Consider the following 17,907-nt stretch of genomic DNA (forward strand, 5'->3'; position numbering starts at 1 on the left):
ATCAGGCCGCGGAGCCGTCAAGCTTCGCGCCGAGTTCCCGCAACCGCTTTGCCGCCGTTGTCGGCAGGGCCGGCGGGTTGGGCGCGCGTGATGCCTCGACAAGAAGCTGGTCACAGGCGGCTTCCGTCTCGCCGATCAGCCGCGCCATGAACTCTTCCTTGCCAAGACCCGGCGGTATGGGCGGCAGGAAGCGTGCCTTGATGGTTCCGGGATAGCGGAGGAACTTGCGGCGCGGCCAGTAGAGGCCGGCGACATGGGCGACCGGCACCACCGGAACGCCAAGCTGCGAATAGATTTCAACGATACCGTATTTGTAGGCCGGCTCGTCGCCCGGAGCCCGGCGGGTGCCCTCGGGATAGATGATCAACTGGCGCGGGTTGCGTGCCATTTCTTCCTTGGTCGCGGCGACCACCGCCTTCAAGGCCTTGGAGCGGCTGCCGCGATGCACCGGGATCATGCGCATCTTCAAGATGTACCAGCCGAAAAACGGGATCCAGGTCAGCTCGCGCTTCAGGATGTAGAGCGGGTCCTGGAGGTAAGGGAAGAAGGCGATAGCGTCCCAGAACGACTGGTGCTTGGGCGCCAGGATGAACGAACCCTCGGGCAGGTTTTCCTGCCCGGTGATGTCATTCTTCGTTCCGGCGATCTTGTCATAGAGCCACATCGAGGTGCGCGACCAGAATTTCGGCACGAACCAGGCACGGTGACGCGGCGACAGGAAATAGTAGGGGGTCCAGAGGATCATCTGGACGATCAGATTGACGTAGAAGACGAAATTGAACGCCAGCGATCTGACATAGAGCATGGGGGAGGTCCGGTGAGGAAGTGTGCGTTGGTTACACCAAGCGCGGGGAAAAAGGAAACGGTGCGATGCTGCCCGTCCTACCAGGTTGCCTGCGCCAGGCGTTCCCTCAGGCGTGGGGCGGCAAAGTCCAGGAAGGCGCGCAGTTTCACCGGCAGCCGGCCCTGGCCCGCATGCACCAGGTTTACCGGCCAAGGCTCGGGTTCGAAATCCCCGAGCACGGGGCGCAGTGTTCCTGATCGTGCGGCGGCAACGATCTGGTAGGAAAGCACCCGCGTCAATCCGACACCGGCGATCGCCGCATCGATCGCCGCCTCGGCGGTGTTGACCCGGAGCCTCGAGCGGACCGGTACGATAAAATCAGCCTTGTCCACGCTGAAGGTCCAGGTGGCAAGCGAGCCAAGGCCCTCGAAGGTGATGCAGCTGTGCGTCTCGAGCTCTCCCGGGGTCCGTGGAATGCCGTGCGCGGCCAGATAGGCCGGGCTTGCGCAGACAACATGACCGATCGAGCCGACCCTGATGGCGACCAAGCGCGAATCCGGCAGCCTGCCGATGCGGATGGCGAGGTCGATATGGTCCTCGGCCAACTGGCTTATCCTGTCGCCGAGCGTGAGGCGGATATCCACCAGGGGATAGGCGGCCAGGAAGTCGGTGACGACGGGCAGAACGTGAAGGCGGCCGAAGACAATCGGCGCGGTGATGATCAATTCCCCTGTCGGGGCGCTGTATTCGCCGCCGGCGGTGCGTTCGGCATCGCCGACCTCGTCCAAAATGCGGCGGCAGGCCGCGAGATAGGCATGGCCCGCATCGGTCAGTGTGAGCCGCCGCGTCGAGCGGTTCAACAGCCGTGTCTTCAGGTGCCGCTCCAGCTCGGAGACCTTGCGGCTGACCGTTGCTAGCGGAACGTCCGAACGGCGCGCGGCGGCGGAAAGGCTGCCGCCTTCCGCCGCCGCGACGAAAAGGGACATGGCTTCAAGACGATCCATCATTTCTTCCAGAAAATGGAAGGGTTGATTGCAAATATGGCATCTACATCCGCAACATGGAAGGCTGCATATAAGCGAGGCATCTCAACAAGGAAATCTTCATGCCCCGCATTGCCACGCCTTCGTCGATCGCAACCGCTCCCGCCGCCGCGCAGCCGATGCTGCAGGCCGTGGAAAAACAGCTCGGTGTCGTGCCGAACCTGTTTCGGATGGTCGCCAACAGTCCGGCCGCGCTGGAAGGTTATCTCGGCATGATGGGAGCTTTGGCCAAGGGCCGGCTTGCGGCGCCGACGCGCGAGCGCATCGCGCTGGCGATCGCCGAGATCAATGGCTGCAACTATTGTCTGTCCGCGCACAGCTATCTCGGCAAGACGCTCGCCAGGCTCGACGATGCCGAGATGATCGCCAACCGCCACGGCGGCTCCTCGGACCCCAAGGCAGCTGCGGCGGTGCGTTTTGCCGCCAGCGTTGCGCAAAGCCGAGGACAGGTCGGCCAGGAGGATCTCGCCGCTGTCAGGCTCGCAGGCTATGACGATGGGGAGATCATCGAGATCGTCCAGCATGTCGCCCTGAACGTCTGGACCAACTATATCAATGAGGTTGCCCAGACCGACATTGATTTTCCGGTTGTTTGCGCCCGAGATGCTGCCTGAATCCGGATAGGAGTGGCGGTGCCCGTCGGTCCCCACCCTTCATGCCGCAGAGGAATCCCATGTCTGAGAGCCGCCCGCCGCTTCCACCCTTCACCGCCGAGACGTCAGCCCAGAAGGCGCACATGGCGGAGGATGCCTGGAACTCGCGCGACCCGGCGCGGGTGGCGCTTGCCTATACGGCGGACAGCCGCTGGCGCAACCGCGCCGAATTCCTGCAAGGGCGCGATGCTATCCAGGCCTTCCTGACCCGCAAATGGAGCCGCGAACTCGACTACCGGCTGATCAAGGAGGTGTGGGCCTTCCACGGCAACCGCATCGCCGTGCGCTTCGCCTATGAATGGCACGACGACAACGGTTCATGGTTCCGCAGTTATGGCAACGAGAACTGGGAATTCGATGAGCACGGGCTGATGCGCCTGCGCATCGCCAGCATCAACGACCTGCCGATTGCCGAGGCCGAGCGCAAATATCACTGGCCGCTCGGCCGGCGGCCGGACGACCACCCGACGCTGTCGGAGCTCGGGCTCTAGAAACATGCAAGGAGGTCTCGATGAACGCACACGCTTTTACGAGCGATGTCGCCTTCACGCCAACAGTCAAGGCGATCCAGGCGCGCAAGGGTTCGCGCCAGTCCTATGCCCGCGTCGAGGAGCGCGGCGGCTGGCAATCGGCGATCACACCGGACCTTGCCGCTTTCATCAGAATGCAGACCAGCGTCTTCCTGTCGACTGCCAATGGCGATGGCCAGCCCTATATCCAACACCGCGGCGGCCCTGCCGGCTTTCTCAAGGTGCTCGATGAGAAGACGATCGGCTTCGCGGATTTTTCCGGCAATAAGCAGTTCATCACGCAGGGCAATCTGGCCGACAATCCGAGGGCCTTCCTGTTCCTGATCGATTACATGATGCGCCAGCGCATCAAGATCTGGGGTACGGCGCGCGTTGTCGAAGACGATGCCGAGTTGACAGCGAGGCTGATGCCGCCGGACTACAAGGCGCGTCCCGAGCAGGTCATCCTGTTCACCGTCTCGGCGTGGGACGCCAATTGCCCGCAACATATACCGCAGCGCTTCGAGGCGGCTGATGTGGCGGCGGCGCTTGCCGAGCGCGACCGGCGCATCCAGAACCTTGAACAGGAGATCGCGCGCCTCAAGGGCGTTTCAGGGGCTGGCGCCAAGGAATGACGCGGGCTCAGCCGCCGGCGGCGGTTTCGGCCAGCGCGATGCCTTCGGGCGTCGGCTTCACCGGGATAATACCACGTGCCAGCGCCAGCAGATATTTGGTGTATTCGGTGAACAGCACCCGCAACGCCCGCGGCTTGGTCAGCCAGCCGCCATTGTCGAGATTGGAATTGACCACCGGATAGGGCTCAAGCTTGGCGCCATGCAACAGCCGTCCCATCTCCAGCAGGCTGCGTGGCATGTGATAGTTGTTGGTGACCAGGATGACCGTGCCATAGGCATGGTTTTCCACCCATTTGGCGCTCTCCTCGGCATTGCCGATCGTGTCGAGCGCGGCCCGATCGATGTCGACGCAGCAGGAAAACAGTTTCTTGTCGCCGCCGGTCGCCGCCTGAAGCTGGCGACGGCTGGCCGAGGGATGGACGCCGCTGATCAAGAGCCGCTCGCCCTTACCGGACGCGAGCAGTTCCATCGCGGCGTCGAGCCGCGATTGGCCGCCGGTCAACACGATGATGGCATCGGCCTTGGCTGGGTTGGCGGGCGTGGTCAGGTGACTGACCTTGCTGGCAAACCAGCCGAAGCCGCCAGCGAACACCATTGCGAGCATAAGCAGCGAGAGAGCGGAGAGACGCAGGGCGGTCCTTAAACGGCTAACCTTGCTATGGCCGCGCCAACGGGCAACCACCACTGGCAGCTGTCCAGCCGTCCCGGTCGAATCCCGCACGTCCATAGCCATATGGTTAATCCCGAAATGCGGCGTTTGGTAGGTAAAAGACGCACTTTGCGTTACGCAAATTCTCCATCCGTGATCGCGCTCGTTCCATCCACGCCAAGACGAACTCCTTTCATGCGTCGGGTTGGCGAACGTCGATGTCGCTGAGATAGGCGACGACGGTGGCGTGTGAGGTCGCCGCCGTCAGCGCGCCAATCACCAGCACCATCAGGACGACACCCAGGTAACCCGCCGAGCCGATGGCGAAGTTGCCGAACAAAGCGGTTGCCTGATCGGCCTGTGGTGTTGCCATGTTGCGCGACGACCACCAGGAGAAAACGATGAAGACGAGCACCGCCGCCGCTCCGCCGGCAGCCGCGCCCTTCATGCCTGTGACCAGGAAATGCCGGCGGAATTCGCGCGCGATGAACTGCGCTTCAGCGCCGACGAAATGCAGCACCTCGATGATGTGGCCGTTGCCGGCCATGGCGCCGCGGGTGGCAAAGACCACCGTCAGCACGGTTGCCGACAGCATCAGGGCCAGAACGGCGATGCCGATGGTCACCGTGGTGCGGGCCATGGCTACCAGCCGGTCGACCCAGGTGCGGTGGTCGTCGAGCGATGCGCTCGGCAGTTTCGGCGCGATCGCGGCGCGCATGGCGGCGAAGTCTGGCGGGCTGTTCTCGTCGATGGTGACGATGATCAGGCGCGGCACCGGCAGGTCGTCGATATTGAGGCCCGAACCTAGCCAGGGCTCCAGCAGCCTGGCGGTCGCTTCGCGGTCGATGATCCGGGTCGACTTCACGCCGGGGAATTCGCTGGCGATCTGCGAAGCCTGGGTAAGTGCTGCCTCCATGTCGAGGCCGTCGGCCGGTTTGATCTGGATGGTCGCCTCGCGCGAAATCTGGTTTTCCCATACCGAGGCCGTATCGCGCACCAGCGTCACCGCGCCGAAGGTCAGGCAGGACAGGAAGGTCATGATGGCGATGACCAGCACCAAGGCGCGGCCGGCAATGTTCTGCGCCGGCACGATCGGCGCCATCTTGCGCTGGGCGCGCGGTCTTGCGACGGCTGCCTCGGCGTCCTGCTCTTCGAAATGCTCGGCGGACAGATCAGTCATAGATATCCAGCCTTCCGCCGGCCAGGATCATGCGGCGCGCGTCGACCTGTTCCATCAAGCCGAGATCGTGGGTAGCGATCACCACCGCGGTGCCGAGGCGATTGAGCTCGATGAACAGCCGCAGCAGGCGCCGCGCCAGCGGCGGATCGACATTGCCGGTCGGCTCGTCGGCGAGCAGGATTTCCGGCTGTTCGATCAGGGCGCGCGCGATCGCGGCGCGCTGCTTCTCGCCGCCTGACAGGACCGGCGGCAGCACATGCATGCGCTCGCCGAGCCCCACCCATTTCAAGAGCTCGGTGACGTCGGTGCGGTAGCTCGCCTCCTCGCGCCCGCGCACGCGCAATGGCAAAGCGACGTTTTCGTAAGTGGTCATGTGGTCGAGCAGGCGAAAATCCTGGAACACCACGCCGATGCGCCGGCGCAGGTGCGGCAGCTCGGTGCGTGAGATGCGGGAGCGGTCCTTGCCGAAGATGGTGATCAGCCCACGCGTCGGCTTCAGCGACATGAACAAAAGGCGCAGCAACGTCGTCTTGCCGGCGCCCGAAGGCCCGCTCAGGAATTGGAAGGAGCGCTCCGGTATATGCAGGGAGATGTCGCGGAGGATTTCCGGACCCATGCCATAGCGGAGGCCGACATTTTCGAAGCGAATCAATTTCGATGACCTGAGGTTCCTGGCCGCGGCGAGCCAGCCTGTTCTGTGAAAAGACCATCGGCCGGCATGGTTAACCGGCGGTTAATTCCTGGCTTGTTTCGGCTCTTCAAGAGGGCTCCGGTGGGGAAGCGTTAACCATTTGTGTTTACGCAAAAGAAACGAAAAGCGAACGTGCCGCAATGCTGGGGCCATGATGGCTGAGGAACGAACCGCGCGCCCGGTTTCCGGCGAAATCATGACCGAACCGCCGGCAATTGCCATGGCGGACCGGATCGTGCGCGGTCCGGTGGCAGATATCGTCGATGCGGACTATGTTGTGGTGTCGCGGCCCGTTTCACCGGTCGAAAACGTTTCGCCGCTGCCGCGCCTGATTGTCACCCCGCCCATCGAGGGCATGGACATGCTGCGCAAGCCGGAAGCGCCGGCGGAGCAGCGGCCGGCCTCGCGCGGCGGTCCGATTTTCTGGATCGCCGGCATCGGTGCAGCCCTTGCCGCGTTCTGGGTTTCCGGTGGCCACGCGCTGGTGCGCCAGGCGCCGTTCCTGGCCGGCGCGCAAGCGTCGGCGCTGACCATTTCAGGCGTCACCTCACGCGTCGACGTCTCGGGCGCCAATCCGGTGCTGTTCGTCGATGGGGAGGCCGCCAATGACGGAACAAGCCCAGCGACCCTGCCGCCGCTCGAAATCCGGGTGACGTGCAATGACGGGCGCACGACCCGCTATACGTTGGGGACATCCGGCCATTCGCTGGCATCGGGCGAAAGATTCGGCTTTGCCAGCCGGCTCGACGTGCCTAAGAACGGCGTAAGAACCGTTTTGGTTACTTTCGCCGAGTAGGCGACACCAGGGAAGATCAACAATGCCCATCGTACGCAGCAAGGACATCGAAGTCCTGTTTTCGGCATCGGCGATCGCGCGGCGCAATCTCGAACTCGCCAAGGAGATCGCCGGGCACGACTATCATGATCTCTTGGTGATTTCGGTGCTGAAAGGCTCGTTCATCTTCGCCGCCGACCTGATCCGGGCCATGCACGATGTCGGTCTGTCGCCGGAAGTCGAGTTCATCTTCATTTCCAGCTATGGCGCCGGCACCAGCAGCGGCGAGGTGAGGGTGCTGCGCGACATCGACAACGAGGTTGCCGGCCGCGACGTGCTGTTGATCGACGACATTCTGGAATCGGGCAAGACGCTGAGCTTCACCCGCGACCTGATGCTGTCGCGTGGCGCGAAAAGCTGTTCCATCGCCGTGCTGCTCGACAAGCGCATGCGCCGCCAGACCGCGCTCAATGCCGACTATGTCGGCTTCGACTGCCCCGACTATTTCGTCGTCGGCTATGGCATGGACGTTGCGCACGCCTTTCGTGAATTGCCGTTCGTGGGTGTCGTCAAAGGCGACGTTTGAGCCACTCCCCAAAAAGACTTGCTGACCCGTCCCGCCTTCAGGAAAAGTCAACTTTTCACCGCCAAATATGCCGGCCATGGCAAAGCTTCTGATCGTCGAGGACGATGAGTCCGTCCGCACCCTGGCAGCCCGCGCGCTCGAACGCGCCGGCCACGCAATCGATATCGCCGCCGATGGCGCGCAGGGGCTTTCGCTGATCCGCGCCGCAAACGGCGGCTACGATCTCGTCGTCTCCGACATCCGCATGCCGGAGATGGACGGCATCGAGATGGCGGTTGCGGCCGCGGCGCTTTTCCCGGCGATGAAGATCATGCTGATGACCGGCTATGCCGACCAGCGCGAGCGCGCCGAGGAATTGAACGGCATCATCCTCGATGTCGTGCAAAAGCCCTTCACGCTGGCCGAGATCCGTTCGCGCGTCGAACGGGCGCTGATCTGCTTCGCCTGATCAGGCTGGATCCCTGGCGACAAGCGCCGGCGCCGGAGCGGTCCGCCGCTCGGTGTTGAGCGCCAGCAGGCCGGCGCCGATGATGAGCGCCGCGCCGATCACGGTTGTCGAGCGTGGTACCTCGGCGAAGAACAGGAAACCCCACAGCGGCGACCACAGGATGCCGGTGTATTCGAAGGTGGCGACGCGGTTGGCCGGCGCCAGCCGGTAGCCTTGCGAGAGCAGGATCATGCCGGCCGAGGCGACGAACCCGCACGCCGCCATTTTCAGGAAATCCGGCAGTGACGGCCAGATCCACGGCCGCACCAGGAATTCGAGGCTCGGATGGACGGCGTGGGTTATGCCGGCGAGGTGGAACGTGCCGGCGACCACGGCGGCGCCGACGAGATAGGCGCCGTTCTGGTAGAAGGCCATGACGGTAGACGATTCGGTGTCGCCGATCTTGCGGGCCATCAATTGCGAGAAGCCGTAGAGCGCCGCCGAGCCCAGCGACAGCAAGGCCGCCCAATCGAACAGCCCAGCGCCTGGACGCACCATCACGACCACGCCGAGCAATCCGATCAGCACGGTCGCCAGCGTCCGCCAGGAAACGCGTTCGCCAAGATACGGCCCGGCCAGTGCCATGATGAACAGCGGCGCCATGAAATAGAGCGCCACGGCGTCGGCCAGCGGCAGGGCGGCGATGGCCAGGTAGTACACCGTGTAGGAGGTGAACTGAATGAAGGCGCGTATCGTCAGCAGGCCGAAGCGCCGCGACAGGATGGCACGCAAGCCGACATCGGCATGGACGAGAACGATCAGGATCGGCAAGGCGACGATCGAGCGGATCGCCATCACCTCGGTCACCGGGTAGCCGCTCGACACGGCTTTGACGAGCGGGTCCTGCAGCGAGAACACCAGCACGCCCAGGCACAGGCTCAGGATGCCGCGCACCATCCTATTGTGCATCCGTGTTCAGGCTCCCGCGCATACGATCCGGCACCCCTGTCCAGATCAAAAAGAACCCGCCACCGTTTTCGGGCAGCGGGCACGAGTGAGGACTCTTCGATTGGTCCGCAGCCGATTTCGCGGCTGCATATCCAATGGGTGAGGCGACTATCGGTCGACGTTTGACATGTTGCAAACGAATTGGAATGATGCCAGCAATCAAATTTACTTATGATGGATGCCATGCGGCCAACCCTCGACAGCGATCTCCTGCGTACCTTCGTGGCCATCGCCGAGGCCGGCAATTTCACGAGGGCCGCCGAACAGGCCGGCCGCACCCAGTCGGCCGTGTCGATGCAGATGAAGAAGCTCGAGGAGTTGGTCGGCGACACCTTGTTCGAGCGCGGTTCACGTGGCGTCGCACTGACGCGGCGTGGCGGCGAACTCATCGTCAATGCCCGCCGCATCGTCTCGCTGCTCGACGAGACGGCTGCGTCGATGGCGGCGGCGCCGCTGGGCGGGCCGGTGCGCATCGGCATTCCGGAGGAATATGGCCACGCCATCCTGTCGCGCGCGCTCGGCGCATTCTCGAAGCGCCATCCAAAGGTCGAAGTCACGGTGCGCTACGCCCATTCGTGGGCGCAGGTCGCGGCGCTCGCCGCGGGCGAGCTCGATCTCGCCGTGGTCTTCGAGTGGCAGGACCTTTCCGGCGGCGAGGTGCTGATGCACGACCCGACCGTGTGGGTGACGTCGATCCTGCATCACATGCATGAGGAACAGCCGCTGCCGATCGCGCTCTACAACCGCGCCGGCTGGTGCAAGGACTTCGCCATCAAATCGCTGGAGCAGCGCGGCCTTGCCTATCGCGTCGCCTATACCAGTGACACCAATGGCGGCCTGAAGCTTGCCGTCACCTCAGGGTTGGCGATCGCGCCGATTTCGCGCAGCAACATTCCGGCGGACTGCCGCGAACTGACGTCCGCGGATGGGTTCGGCGACATCGATTCCTCCAATGTGGTGATGCACCGCAACCCGAACGCTTCCGGTGAAGCGATCGACGGCATGCAGGAGGCGATCCGCGAGGCGTTCGTCAACAGGCAGGTCCAACCGGCGTCATAGACGTCTTCGGTTGCTCCGCCGTTTACTATTTCAGTTCCAGCAACCGTTCCAGATAGCTGCGCTCGATATCGGGGCTGAGCGCGTTTCCGAGCCGCTTGCGGATCGCTTCCAGGATCTGGCGCGCGCGCTGCACGTCGATCTCATCGGGCACTTTCACCGAATCGCCGAAATCGGGACCCTGGCTGGCGCGCGGCCGGCCGAGCGGGTCACGGTCGGCGTCCTGCTGACGGCCACCTTCCTGGCTGCCGCCCTGGTCGCCCTGCATGGCCTGCATCTGCTTCATCATGTCCTTGGCGCCCTTGCGCAGCGCCTCGAGCGCCCGGCCCTGGTGGCCGACGGCCTCGTCGCCCTGACCCTCGCCAAGCGCCTGCTCGGCGCTGCCCATGGACTTGCCGGCTTCGCCAAATCCTTCATTGGGCTCCATGCCCATGCCTTCGAGGCCCTTCTTCAGCTGTTCGAGATCGCTTTTCAGCTGCCCCTGGCCTTCTTGCAACTGCTTCAGCGCATCGGCGAATTCCTGCGGCGTCATCGGCTTTTGCCTGGCGAGCGGATCGCGGTCCTCGCCAACCCCTGGCTTGTCCTGGTTCTCGCCGCTGCCTTCGCCGAGCTGCTCGTCGCGATTCTTGCCACGCTGTCGCTCGCCACGCTGCATCTGGTCCATGCGGAACGTGTCGTTCATCATCTCCTGCTGGCGCCGCAAAATCTCGCCGAGCTTGTCCATCTGCTGGCGCATCTGGCTGTCCTGCTCACCGCCCTGCTGCTGGCGGCCGGCCTGGAGGTTGTTCATCATGTCCTGCAGTTGCGACAGCAATTGCTGCGCCTTGTCGCGGTCGCCCGACTTCGCCAGGTTCTCGATCTGGTCCATCATGCGGTCGATGTCGCTCTGGCGCAGTTCCTGGCCGTTCTGCTGCATCTGCGGCGCATTCGGGTTCTGCTTGGCGCGTTCGGCGAATTCCTGCAGGAACTGGTTCATCGCCTCGCGCAGTTCCTTCATCGCCTTCTCGATCTCGGCGTCGCTGGCGCCGTTCTTGATGGCGTCCTGCAGCGCCTGCTGCGCCTGGCGCAGCCGCTTTTCGGCGGCCGATAGATTGCCCTCCTCGATGCCGAGTGCGATTTCCCAGAGATAGGCGACCTCGCCGCGCAGCTGATCGTCATTCCCGGCCAGTTTCAGCCGGCTCATCGCACTCATGATGGCGAGGTAGTGGGACATATTGTCGAACGTGTCTTCAGGCCGCAGCGTGATGGCGTCCATCAGGTCGAGCACGCGCGGCCTGGCATTGGTGTCGAGCGCGAGCAGGCGGCGCTGTTCGATCACGGCGCGCGCCAGCGGGTTGGCGAATGGCCGCTCGGGCATCACGAGCGTCTTGGTCTCGCTGGACGCGGTGTGTCCGGCGTCGTCGGTGGCGACAAGCGTCAGCTTGATGCTGCCGCCGGCCCAGACATGCTCTGTCAGGTCCTTCGTGGTCCGGGCGGCATTCGACTTGCCGCCGCGGCGCGGCAGCGTCAGCGGCATGTCGGGGGGGCCATAGAGCGGATGCGCACCTGGCGCTTGCGGATCGGCCAGCGCGAAGACCGCCTTGGCGGTGGCGGCGCCATAGTCATCGTCGATCTGGTAGTTGAGCTCGAAGGCGCCGTTGGCTGCGCGCTTGGGCTCGCCGACGAAGCGGATCTGCGGCGGCTTGTCAGGGATCACGGCGAAGGCCCAGCGGCCAAGCTGATCATCACCCGATTTAAGCGTCAGCGTGCCGTCGCCAGTCAGCTTGCCGGTGAATTGGCGCACCTTGGACGGTGCCGGGCTTGCGGCCGGTTTGGCCGTGGCGGCGGCTTGCGGGCTGGCCGGTTCAATGGCGCGCGCGTTGCCGTCCTGGTCAGCATAGGCAAGCGTTTCCTCGCCCGAGCCTCCGGTGACGCGCAAGGAGACGTCGCTACCCTCGGGGACGTGAAAAGTTGGCGTGGCCTGGTTGGCGTCGGCGGTCAGGAAGATCGGCGGCTTGCCGGTATAGGCCGGCGGCGTCACCCAGGCGTCGATGCGCGGCGGCACGGCGTCGAGCGTGCCATGTGCGCTGAAACCGTCTGCTATCCTGCCGCCGGTCGGCCCGAAGGAGAAGGCAAAGGCGGTGACGAGCAGGAGCGCCGCCACGGCGCGAAGTCCCCAGGGGTCGCGCTCCGGCACGCGCGTGCGTGGCAGGTCGGCGCCGAGACTGTCGAGCTTTCCAGCCATGCGCTTCTGGTGCTCGCGCCAGAGCGCCTGCGAAAAGCTGCTTTCCTGGCCGCTGGGCCGGTCGCTCTGCACCTGTACGGGGCTGTGCAGCAGTTTGTTGGCGGCCTCGATGCGGCGATCGACCTCGGCGGCGCCAGGCATGCGGAAAAAGCGCAGCGGGTAGAGCGCGGCCAATCCTGCCAGGCCGAACAGGGCGACAAGGCCGATGCGCACCACATCGGGCAGCCGGGGGAAAATGCCGAACCAGGAGGCGCTGAGGAAGAGAGCGGCGACAACGACGAGCGGGAGCAGCAGCGGCCAGCCACGCTCGACCGTCATCGCGATCCGCGTCGCCAGCCGGCTCAAGGCAAGGCGTCCGGCCAGGCCGCGGTCGTTGCTGAAGATGGGTCGTTGCGTCATCGGCCCTTCCCAGAGCCGGTTCCATCCCGAAGGCCCGGGAAGGGGCTCTATTTCCTTGAGCATGATCTGTTCCGAAAACCGGATTCTCGGGACCATGCCATCGGGCGGGGCAGGATAGCCCAAGCCTCACGACTCGAAGAATACCAGCAAACACGGCAAACGCGAGGCGGTTTGAGAAAACGTGAAGCCGGCCGAATTGGTTGCGATCAGAAATTGGCGGGGTTTGCGTTGGCGCCACAGACCAGCACGGCCACCCGTTCGCCCGGCGTCGGCGCGTAGCGGCCGGACAGGATCGCGGCGAAGGCGGCGGCACCACCCGGCTCCGAGATGATGCGCACGCGGTTCCAGAGCGCTTTCTGGGCGGCGATGATGTCGTCGTCGCTGACCAGGATGGAGCGTTCCACGAAGGCTTCGGCGATCGGGAACATCATTTCGCCAACGCGCTTTGGCGCCAGCGAATCGGCGGCGATGCCTTCGGCCGGCGCGTCGACCGGATGGCCGGCCTCGAAGGCGCGATGAAGCGTCGGCGCGCCCTCGGGCTCGACGGCGACGATGCGGATGCGGCCGGCATACCAGGCGGCGATGCCGCCGATCAGGCCGCCGCCGCCGACGGCGACCAGCAGCGTGTCGATCTCAGGCAGATCGCTTTCGATCTCAAGCCCGAGCGTGCCCTGACCGATCAACGTTTCCTCCTGGTTGAAGGCGTGGATCTGCAAGGCGCCGGTTTCCTCGGCGAAACGTTCGCTGGCGGCCAGCGCCTCGGCATAGCGGGCACCGCCGACGACGAGGTCGGCGCCATAGCCGCGAATGCGATCCAGCTTGGCCTGCGGGCTCACTTCGGGAACGAAGATGGTCGCCTTGTGCCCAAGCCGCATGGCGGCGTAGGCGACAGCGGCGCCATGGTTGCCGCCCGACGCGGCAACGACGCCGGCGCCGGGAACCGGCCGCTCCAAAAGGTTGGTGAAGGCGCCGCGCGCCTTGAACGAGCCGGAATGCTGCAGGCATTCGAGCTTAAGGTCGACCGCCAGTGGCGGCTGGTCGAAGTCGGCCATGTCGATGCGCAGCACCGGCGTGTGCCTGACATAAGGGCGGATACGCGGTTCCATCGCGGCAATGCGTTCGCGTGTGACGGTGTTGCCCTTCGACATCAAAATCTCCTCGGGATTGACAGCAATTAGTAACTTGGCAAAATGGCTAAATGCAAGAGGTTGATGTCTTCAAGGCGATCGCCAACGAACGCAGGCTGCAGATTCTCGACTGGCTCAAGGATCCGCGTGCGCATTTCCGGGCACAGGCGGATGGCGATCTGGTCGAGGACGGCGTCTGCGCGCTGCTGATCGCCGAGAAGCTCGGCATCACGCAGGCGACGCTTTCAGAGCATATGCGTGTGCTTACCCAGGCCGGCCTGCTCAGAACCAAGCGCATCAAGCAATGGACCTTCTACCGCCGCGACGAGGACAGGATCGCCGACACAAGGGCGCTCATCCAGAACCGGCTATAGCGTCGCGGCCAGGGCGGCTTCTATGCAAGCCAGTCCGGCACCGAATCCAGCCCTATCAGCGCGTCATAGGTCAGGCGCGGACGAACGACATGGAAACGGTCGCCGTCGACCAGCACCTCCGGCACCAGCAGGCGGGTGTTGTAGGTGCCGGCCTGGACCGCGCCGTAGGCGCCGGCAGTGGAAACGGCGACGAGATCGCCCGCCTTCAGCCTCGGCAGGTCGCGGTCGAGGCCGAGATAGTCACCGGTCTCGCAGACCTGGCCGACCACATCGACCATCATGCGCGGCGTGTCGGCCGGCGGCTGCACGACCGGCCTGATCTCGTGAAAAGCATCGTAGAGCGTTGGCCTGATCAGGTCATTCATGGCGGCGTCGACGACGAGGAAGTTCTTGGCGTCGCCTTCCTTCACGAAAATCACTTCCGAGACCAGGATGCCGGCATTGCCAACGATCAGCCGGCCCGGCTCGAACATCACCTTCATGCCCAACTTGGTGACATGCTTGCGGACGACCTGGGCATAGGCGTCGGGCAAGGGGGGAGGGTTGTTGTCGACGCGATAGGGAATGCCGAGGCCGCCGCCGAGATCGACATGCTCTATCGCATGTCCGTCGGCGCGCAGCGCGCCGACCAGGTCGACCAGCAAAGCGAAGGCGTCGTCGAAAGGCTGCAGTTCGGTGATCTGGCTGCCGATATGGGTATCGATGCCGGTGATCTTGATGCCGGGAAGCGTTGCCGCGCGGGCATAGACCTGGCGCGCCCGCTGCCACGGAATGCCGAACTTGTTCTCGGCCTTGCCGGTTGAGATCTTCTTGTGGGTCCTGGCGTCGACATCGGGATTGATGCGCAGCGAAACCGGCGCCACCTTGCCGAGAGCCGAGGCGCGGGCCGACAGGAGTTCGAGCTCCGGTTCGGATTCGACGTTGAAGCAAAGGATGCCGGCCTCGAGCGCAAAGTCCATTTCACGCGCCGTCTTGCCGACACCGGAGAACAGGATCTTGCTGGCCGGGACGCCGGCGGCCAGGGCCCGGCGCAATTCGCCTTCGGAGACCACGTCGGCGCCGGCGCCGAGCTTGGCCAGGGTCCGCAGCACGGCCTGGTTGGAATTGGCCTTCATGGCGTAGCAGACCAGCGCGTCGAGCCCGGCAAAGGCCTTGACGAAGACACGGTAGTGCCTGGTCAGGGTCGCCGTTGAATAACAGTAGAACGGCGTGCCGACCTGTGCGGCGATATCAGGGATTGCCACGTCCTCGGCATGCAGCACGCCGTCGCGGTAGTCGAAATGGTTCACGAGAGTGGTTCCGGAAGTTGGCGGGTGCTAGATCAGCGGGTCGAGGATGAACTTCTTGTCCACGACCGGTTTTTCCGGTTCCGGCGGCACGGGCTGGTGGGCCTTCTCGGCATCCTTGCGCGCCTGGACAGCCGCCTCATACGGCGTATCGAGGCCGGCCTTGCGGCCGCAGGCGGTCACGGAGGCAAGCGCCGCAAGCAGCGTCAGCGTTACCAAAATCCTGCTTCCGGTCATCGATCCATCCGTCCGAAACGTTTGCCAGCCGCCGCTTTTAGCCGAGTTCTCAACGTATTGCACCCCGGATATTGCCGATCGCAACATCGGGATATTTCTGGTCGCAACATCGGGATATTGCTGATCGCAATATCCGGGATCACGCCTTGGCGATACGCTTTTTCCAGGCGCGGATCTGCTTCCTCACTTCCGACGGCGCGGTGCCGCCGAAGCTGGTGCGGCTCTTGACCGAGTTCTGCACCGCCAGCACCGAGAATATATCGGAAGTGATGCCCGGGTTGATCGATTGCAGATCCTCCAGCGCAAGCTTCTCCAGGCTCACCTTCTTCTCTTCGGCCAGCGCCACTGCGCGGCCGGTGACATGATGGGCTTCGCGGAACGGCAGGCCCAAAGTGCGCACCAGCCAGTCGGCAAGGTCGGTGGCGGTGGCGTGGCCGGAGCCGGCGGCCTTCTTCATCGCGGCTGCGTTCACCGTCATGTCCGAGACCATGCCGGTCATCGCCGCCAGCATCAGGTCGAGCGTCTCGGCGGCGTCGAAGACCGATTCCTTGTCTTCCTGCATGTCCTTGCCATAGGTCAAAGGCATGCCCTTCATGACCGTCAGCAGGCCGACCAGATGGCCATTGACGCGGCCGGTCTTGCCGCGCACCAGTTCGGCGGCGTCGGGGTTCTTCTTCTGCGGCATGATCGAGGAGCCGGTGGAAAAGCTATCCGACAGCCTGATGAAGCCGAATTGCGGCGTCGACCAGATGATGATCTCTTCCGCCAGCCGCGACAGATGTGTGGCGCAGATCGCGGCCATGGCGAGGAACTCCAGCGCGAAATCGCGGTCGGAGACGCTGTCCAGCGAATTGCGCATCGGCTCGCGGAAACCGAGCGCCCTGGCGGTCTGGTGGCGGTCGATCGGGAAGCTGGTGCCGGCAAGGGCGGCGGCGCCGAGCGGGCTCTCGTCCATCCGTTCGATGGCGTCGCGCACGCGCGACAGGTCGCGCGAAAACATCTCGACATAGGCCATGCAATGGTGGCCGAAGGTAACCGGCTGTGCTGCCTGCATATGGGTAAAGCCCGGCATCACGGTCGCCGCATGCTCCCCGGCCCGTTCCAGCAGCGCCCCGATCAACCCCTTCAACGCCTCGGCGACGCGAAAACACTCGTCCTTGACCCAGAGCCTCAGATCGACCGCCACCTGGTCGTTGCGCGAGCGGGCGGTGTGCAACCGGCCGGCCGCCGAGCCGATCAGGTCGGCGAGCCGGGCCTCGACATTCATGTGGATGTCTTCCAGCCTGGTCGAGAACTCGAACGTGCCAGCTTCGATCTCTTTCAGGATCGTGTTCAGGCCGTGAGCGATTTTTTCTTGATCGGCAGCCGAAATAATGCCCGTCTGCGCCAGCATCTCGCTATGGGCGATCGAACCGCGAATATCCTGCGCGTAGAGTTTGCGGTCGAACGAGATCGACGCGTTGATGGCTTCCATGATCGCGGCCGGACCCGAGGCAAATCGTCCGCCCCACATCTGGTTGCTGGTCTTCTTGTCGCTCATCGCTATAAAACCCGTGCTTCGGAGCAGTTTTGAGAAAATGGCAGACGGAAACAGATTTTTCCCGGCCCCGCGCCTGATTCTCGCCGCCCTGGTGGCGGGAGCGCTGGCCGGCGCGGTCGCGGTATATGTCAGCGAGAGCCGGTCTGGCAACAACGCACCGGCGCAGGTGGCCGCCGGCGACAGCAAGGACGACGTCGCCTGCGCCGCCAAGAGCGATCGCGCCAAGAAGGTGGCGGCCGCGGCCACCGGTGAGGTCGCGGCACTTTTGCCGGCCGATCCGCCGCAGTCGATGAGGAGCCTCGCCTTCAACGGGCCGGACGGCAAGCCGATGACGATCGCCGACCATGCCGGCAAGACGGTGCTGCTCAATCTCTGGGCGACATGGTGCGCGCCATGCCGTGCCGAAATGCCGGCGCTCGATGCGCTGCAAAAAGAGAAAGGCAGCGACGCCTTTCAGGTCGTCGCCGTCAACGTCGATGCCGGCGACGATGTGAAGCCGAAGAAGTTTCTCGCCGATACCGGTGTGCACACGCTCGGCTACTACCGGGATTCGACGATGACACTGTTCAACGACCTCAAGACGCGCGGTCTGGCGCTCGGCCTGCCCGTCACCATGCTGATCGACGGCGAAGGCTGCCTGATCGCCCATATGAACGGTCCGGCCGAATGGTCCGGGCCGGACGCCAAGCGGTTGGTCGAGACGGCGCTCGGGTCGTGAGCCAAC

The 17,907-nt window shown here is 64.3% G+C and carries 20 protein-coding genes; 9 read left to right on the forward strand and 11 right to left on the reverse strand.

Annotated features, from left to right (window positions below):
• Position 1: 1 nt before the first annotated feature.
• The gene (locus tag EN824_RS29440) at positions 2-805 is read right to left on the reverse strand and encodes a 1-acyl-sn-glycerol-3-phosphate acyltransferase (RefSeq protein WP_127280817.1); all 804 of its coding nucleotides are present in this window, start codon (positions 803-805) and stop codon (positions 2-4) included.
• Positions 806-882: 77 nt separating this feature from the next.
• On the reverse strand, positions 883-1,788 hold the full coding sequence (locus EN824_RS29445; RefSeq protein WP_127872219.1) for a LysR family transcriptional regulator: 906 nt from the start codon (positions 1,786-1,788) through the stop codon (positions 883-885).
• A 101-nt stretch (positions 1,789-1,889) separates the two neighbouring features.
• Here EN824_RS29445 and EN824_RS29450 point away from each other — a divergent pair, with 101 nt between their 5' ends.
• The 3 genes from EN824_RS29450 to EN824_RS29460 are packed head-to-tail and all read left to right on the forward strand — an operon-like array spanning position 1,890 to position 3,624.
• Entirely contained in the window at positions 1,890-2,441 is a 552-nt protein-coding gene (locus tag EN824_RS29450; protein ID WP_127279428.1) for a peroxidase-related enzyme, read from the forward strand.
• Positions 2,442-2,500: 59 nt separating this feature from the next.
• Positions 2,501-2,971 (forward strand): DUF1348 family protein, encoded by a 471-nt coding sequence (locus EN824_RS29455; RefSeq protein ID WP_127279429.1) that lies wholly within the window; start codon positions 2,501-2,503, stop codon positions 2,969-2,971.
• Positions 2,972-2,991: 20 nt separating this feature from the next.
• Entirely contained in the window at positions 2,992-3,624 is a 633-nt protein-coding gene (locus EN824_RS29460) for a pyridoxamine 5'-phosphate oxidase family protein (RefSeq protein ID WP_135932993.1), read from the forward strand.
• A 7-nt stretch (positions 3,625-3,631) separates the two neighbouring features.
• On the opposite strand, the gene EN824_RS29465 is transcribed toward EN824_RS29460, so the two are convergent.
• The 3 genes from EN824_RS29465 to ftsE all read right to left on the reverse strand — a co-directional run bounded on the left by EN824_RS29465 (position 3,632) and on the right by ftsE (position 6,105).
• Positions 3,632-4,357, reverse strand: coding sequence for a YdcF family protein (locus EN824_RS29465; protein WP_127872222.1), 726 nt, complete (start codon positions 4,355-4,357; stop codon positions 3,632-3,634).
• Positions 4,358-4,466: 109 nt separating this feature from the next.
• Positions 4,467-5,453, reverse strand: coding sequence for an ABC transporter permease (locus EN824_RS29470; protein WP_135867560.1), 987 nt, complete (start codon positions 5,451-5,453; stop codon positions 4,467-4,469).
• Positions 5,446-6,105 carry a cell division ATP-binding protein FtsE gene (ftsE, locus tag EN824_RS29475; RefSeq protein WP_010911739.1) on the reverse strand — a complete coding sequence of 220 codons (660 nt, stop codon included), beginning with the start codon at positions 6,103-6,105 and terminating at the stop codon, positions 5,446-5,448. The genes EN824_RS29470 and ftsE overlap by 8 nt, the downstream gene beginning before the upstream one ends.
• 190 nt (positions 6,106-6,295) lie before the next feature.
• On the opposite strand from ftsE, the gene EN824_RS29480 reads away from it, so the two are divergent.
• The 3 genes from EN824_RS29480 (at position 6,296) to EN824_RS29490 (ending at position 7,953) form a co-directional block, all read left to right on the forward strand.
• The gene (locus EN824_RS29480) at positions 6,296-6,940 is read left to right on the forward strand and encodes a hypothetical protein (RefSeq protein ID WP_135932994.1); all 645 of its coding nucleotides are present in this window, start codon (positions 6,296-6,298) and stop codon (positions 6,938-6,940) included.
• A 22-nt stretch (positions 6,941-6,962) separates the two neighbouring features.
• Positions 6,963-7,505, forward strand: a complete 543-nt coding sequence (gene hpt / locus EN824_RS29485) for a hypoxanthine phosphoribosyltransferase (protein WP_135932995.1) — start codon at positions 6,963-6,965, stop codon at positions 7,503-7,505.
• Between the two features lie 76 nt (positions 7,506-7,581).
• The gene (locus EN824_RS29490) at positions 7,582-7,953 is read left to right on the forward strand and encodes a response regulator (RefSeq protein ID WP_167531492.1); all 372 of its coding nucleotides are present in this window, start codon (positions 7,582-7,584) and stop codon (positions 7,951-7,953) included.
• Here EN824_RS29490 and EN824_RS29495 read toward each other — a convergent pair whose 3' ends face one another.
• Positions 7,954-8,901 carry a DMT family transporter gene (locus tag EN824_RS29495; protein WP_135867558.1) on the reverse strand — a complete coding sequence of 316 codons (948 nt, stop codon included), beginning with the start codon at positions 8,899-8,901 and terminating at the stop codon, positions 7,954-7,956.
• Positions 8,902-9,123: 222 nt separating this feature from the next.
• Here EN824_RS29495 and EN824_RS29500 point away from each other — a divergent pair, with 222 nt between their 5' ends.
• Positions 9,124-9,999: a LysR substrate-binding domain-containing protein gene (locus EN824_RS29500; protein WP_135929449.1), complete on the forward strand. Its 876-nt coding sequence runs from the start codon at positions 9,124-9,126 to the stop codon at positions 9,997-9,999.
• Between the two features lie 25 nt (positions 10,000-10,024).
• Here EN824_RS29500 and EN824_RS29505 read toward each other — a convergent pair whose 3' ends face one another.
• Positions 10,025-12,619 (reverse strand): TIGR02302 family protein, encoded by a 2,595-nt coding sequence (locus EN824_RS29505; RefSeq protein WP_135932996.1) that lies wholly within the window; start codon positions 12,617-12,619, stop codon positions 10,025-10,027.
• A 206-nt stretch (positions 12,620-12,825) separates the two neighbouring features.
• Positions 12,826-13,767 carry a threonine/serine dehydratase gene (locus EN824_RS29510; RefSeq protein ID WP_135932997.1) on the reverse strand — a complete coding sequence of 314 codons (942 nt, stop codon included), beginning with the start codon at positions 13,765-13,767 and terminating at the stop codon, positions 12,826-12,828.
• A 50-nt stretch (positions 13,768-13,817) separates the two neighbouring features.
• On the opposite strand from EN824_RS29510, the gene EN824_RS29515 reads away from it, so the two are divergent.
• Positions 13,818-14,120 (forward strand): metalloregulator ArsR/SmtB family transcription factor, encoded by a 303-nt coding sequence (locus EN824_RS29515; RefSeq protein ID WP_127279851.1) that lies wholly within the window; start codon positions 13,818-13,820, stop codon positions 14,118-14,120.
• A gap of 20 nt (positions 14,121-14,140) precedes the next feature.
• On the opposite strand, the gene lysA is transcribed toward EN824_RS29515, so the two are convergent.
• The 3 genes from lysA to argH all read right to left on the reverse strand — a co-directional run bounded on the left by lysA (position 14,141) and on the right by argH (position 17,183).
• The gene (gene lysA / locus EN824_RS29520) at positions 14,141-15,409 is read right to left on the reverse strand and encodes a diaminopimelate decarboxylase (protein WP_135932998.1); all 1,269 of its coding nucleotides are present in this window, start codon (positions 15,407-15,409) and stop codon (positions 14,141-14,143) included.
• 27 nt (positions 15,410-15,436) lie between these two features.
• A complete protein-coding gene (locus EN824_RS29525) occupies positions 15,437-15,643 on the reverse strand; it encodes a lipoprotein (protein WP_015315543.1) in 207 nt (68 codons plus the stop codon).
• Positions 15,644-15,782: 139 nt separating this feature from the next.
• Positions 15,783-17,183, reverse strand: a complete 1,401-nt coding sequence (gene argH, locus EN824_RS29530; RefSeq protein WP_127872228.1) for an argininosuccinate lyase — start codon at positions 17,181-17,183, stop codon at positions 15,783-15,785.
• 37 nt (positions 17,184-17,220) lie between these two features.
• Here argH and EN824_RS29535 point away from each other — a divergent pair, with 37 nt between their 5' ends.
• Entirely contained in the window at positions 17,221-17,901 is a 681-nt protein-coding gene (locus EN824_RS29535; protein WP_135883474.1) for a TlpA disulfide reductase family protein, read from the forward strand.
• Positions 17,902-17,907: the final 6 nt, after the last annotated feature.

The sequence above is a fragment of the Mesorhizobium sp. M8A.F.Ca.ET.181.01.1.1 genome (assembly GCF_004792025.1).
Taxonomy (GTDB): Bacteria; Pseudomonadota; Alphaproteobacteria; order Rhizobiales; family Rhizobiaceae; genus Mesorhizobium.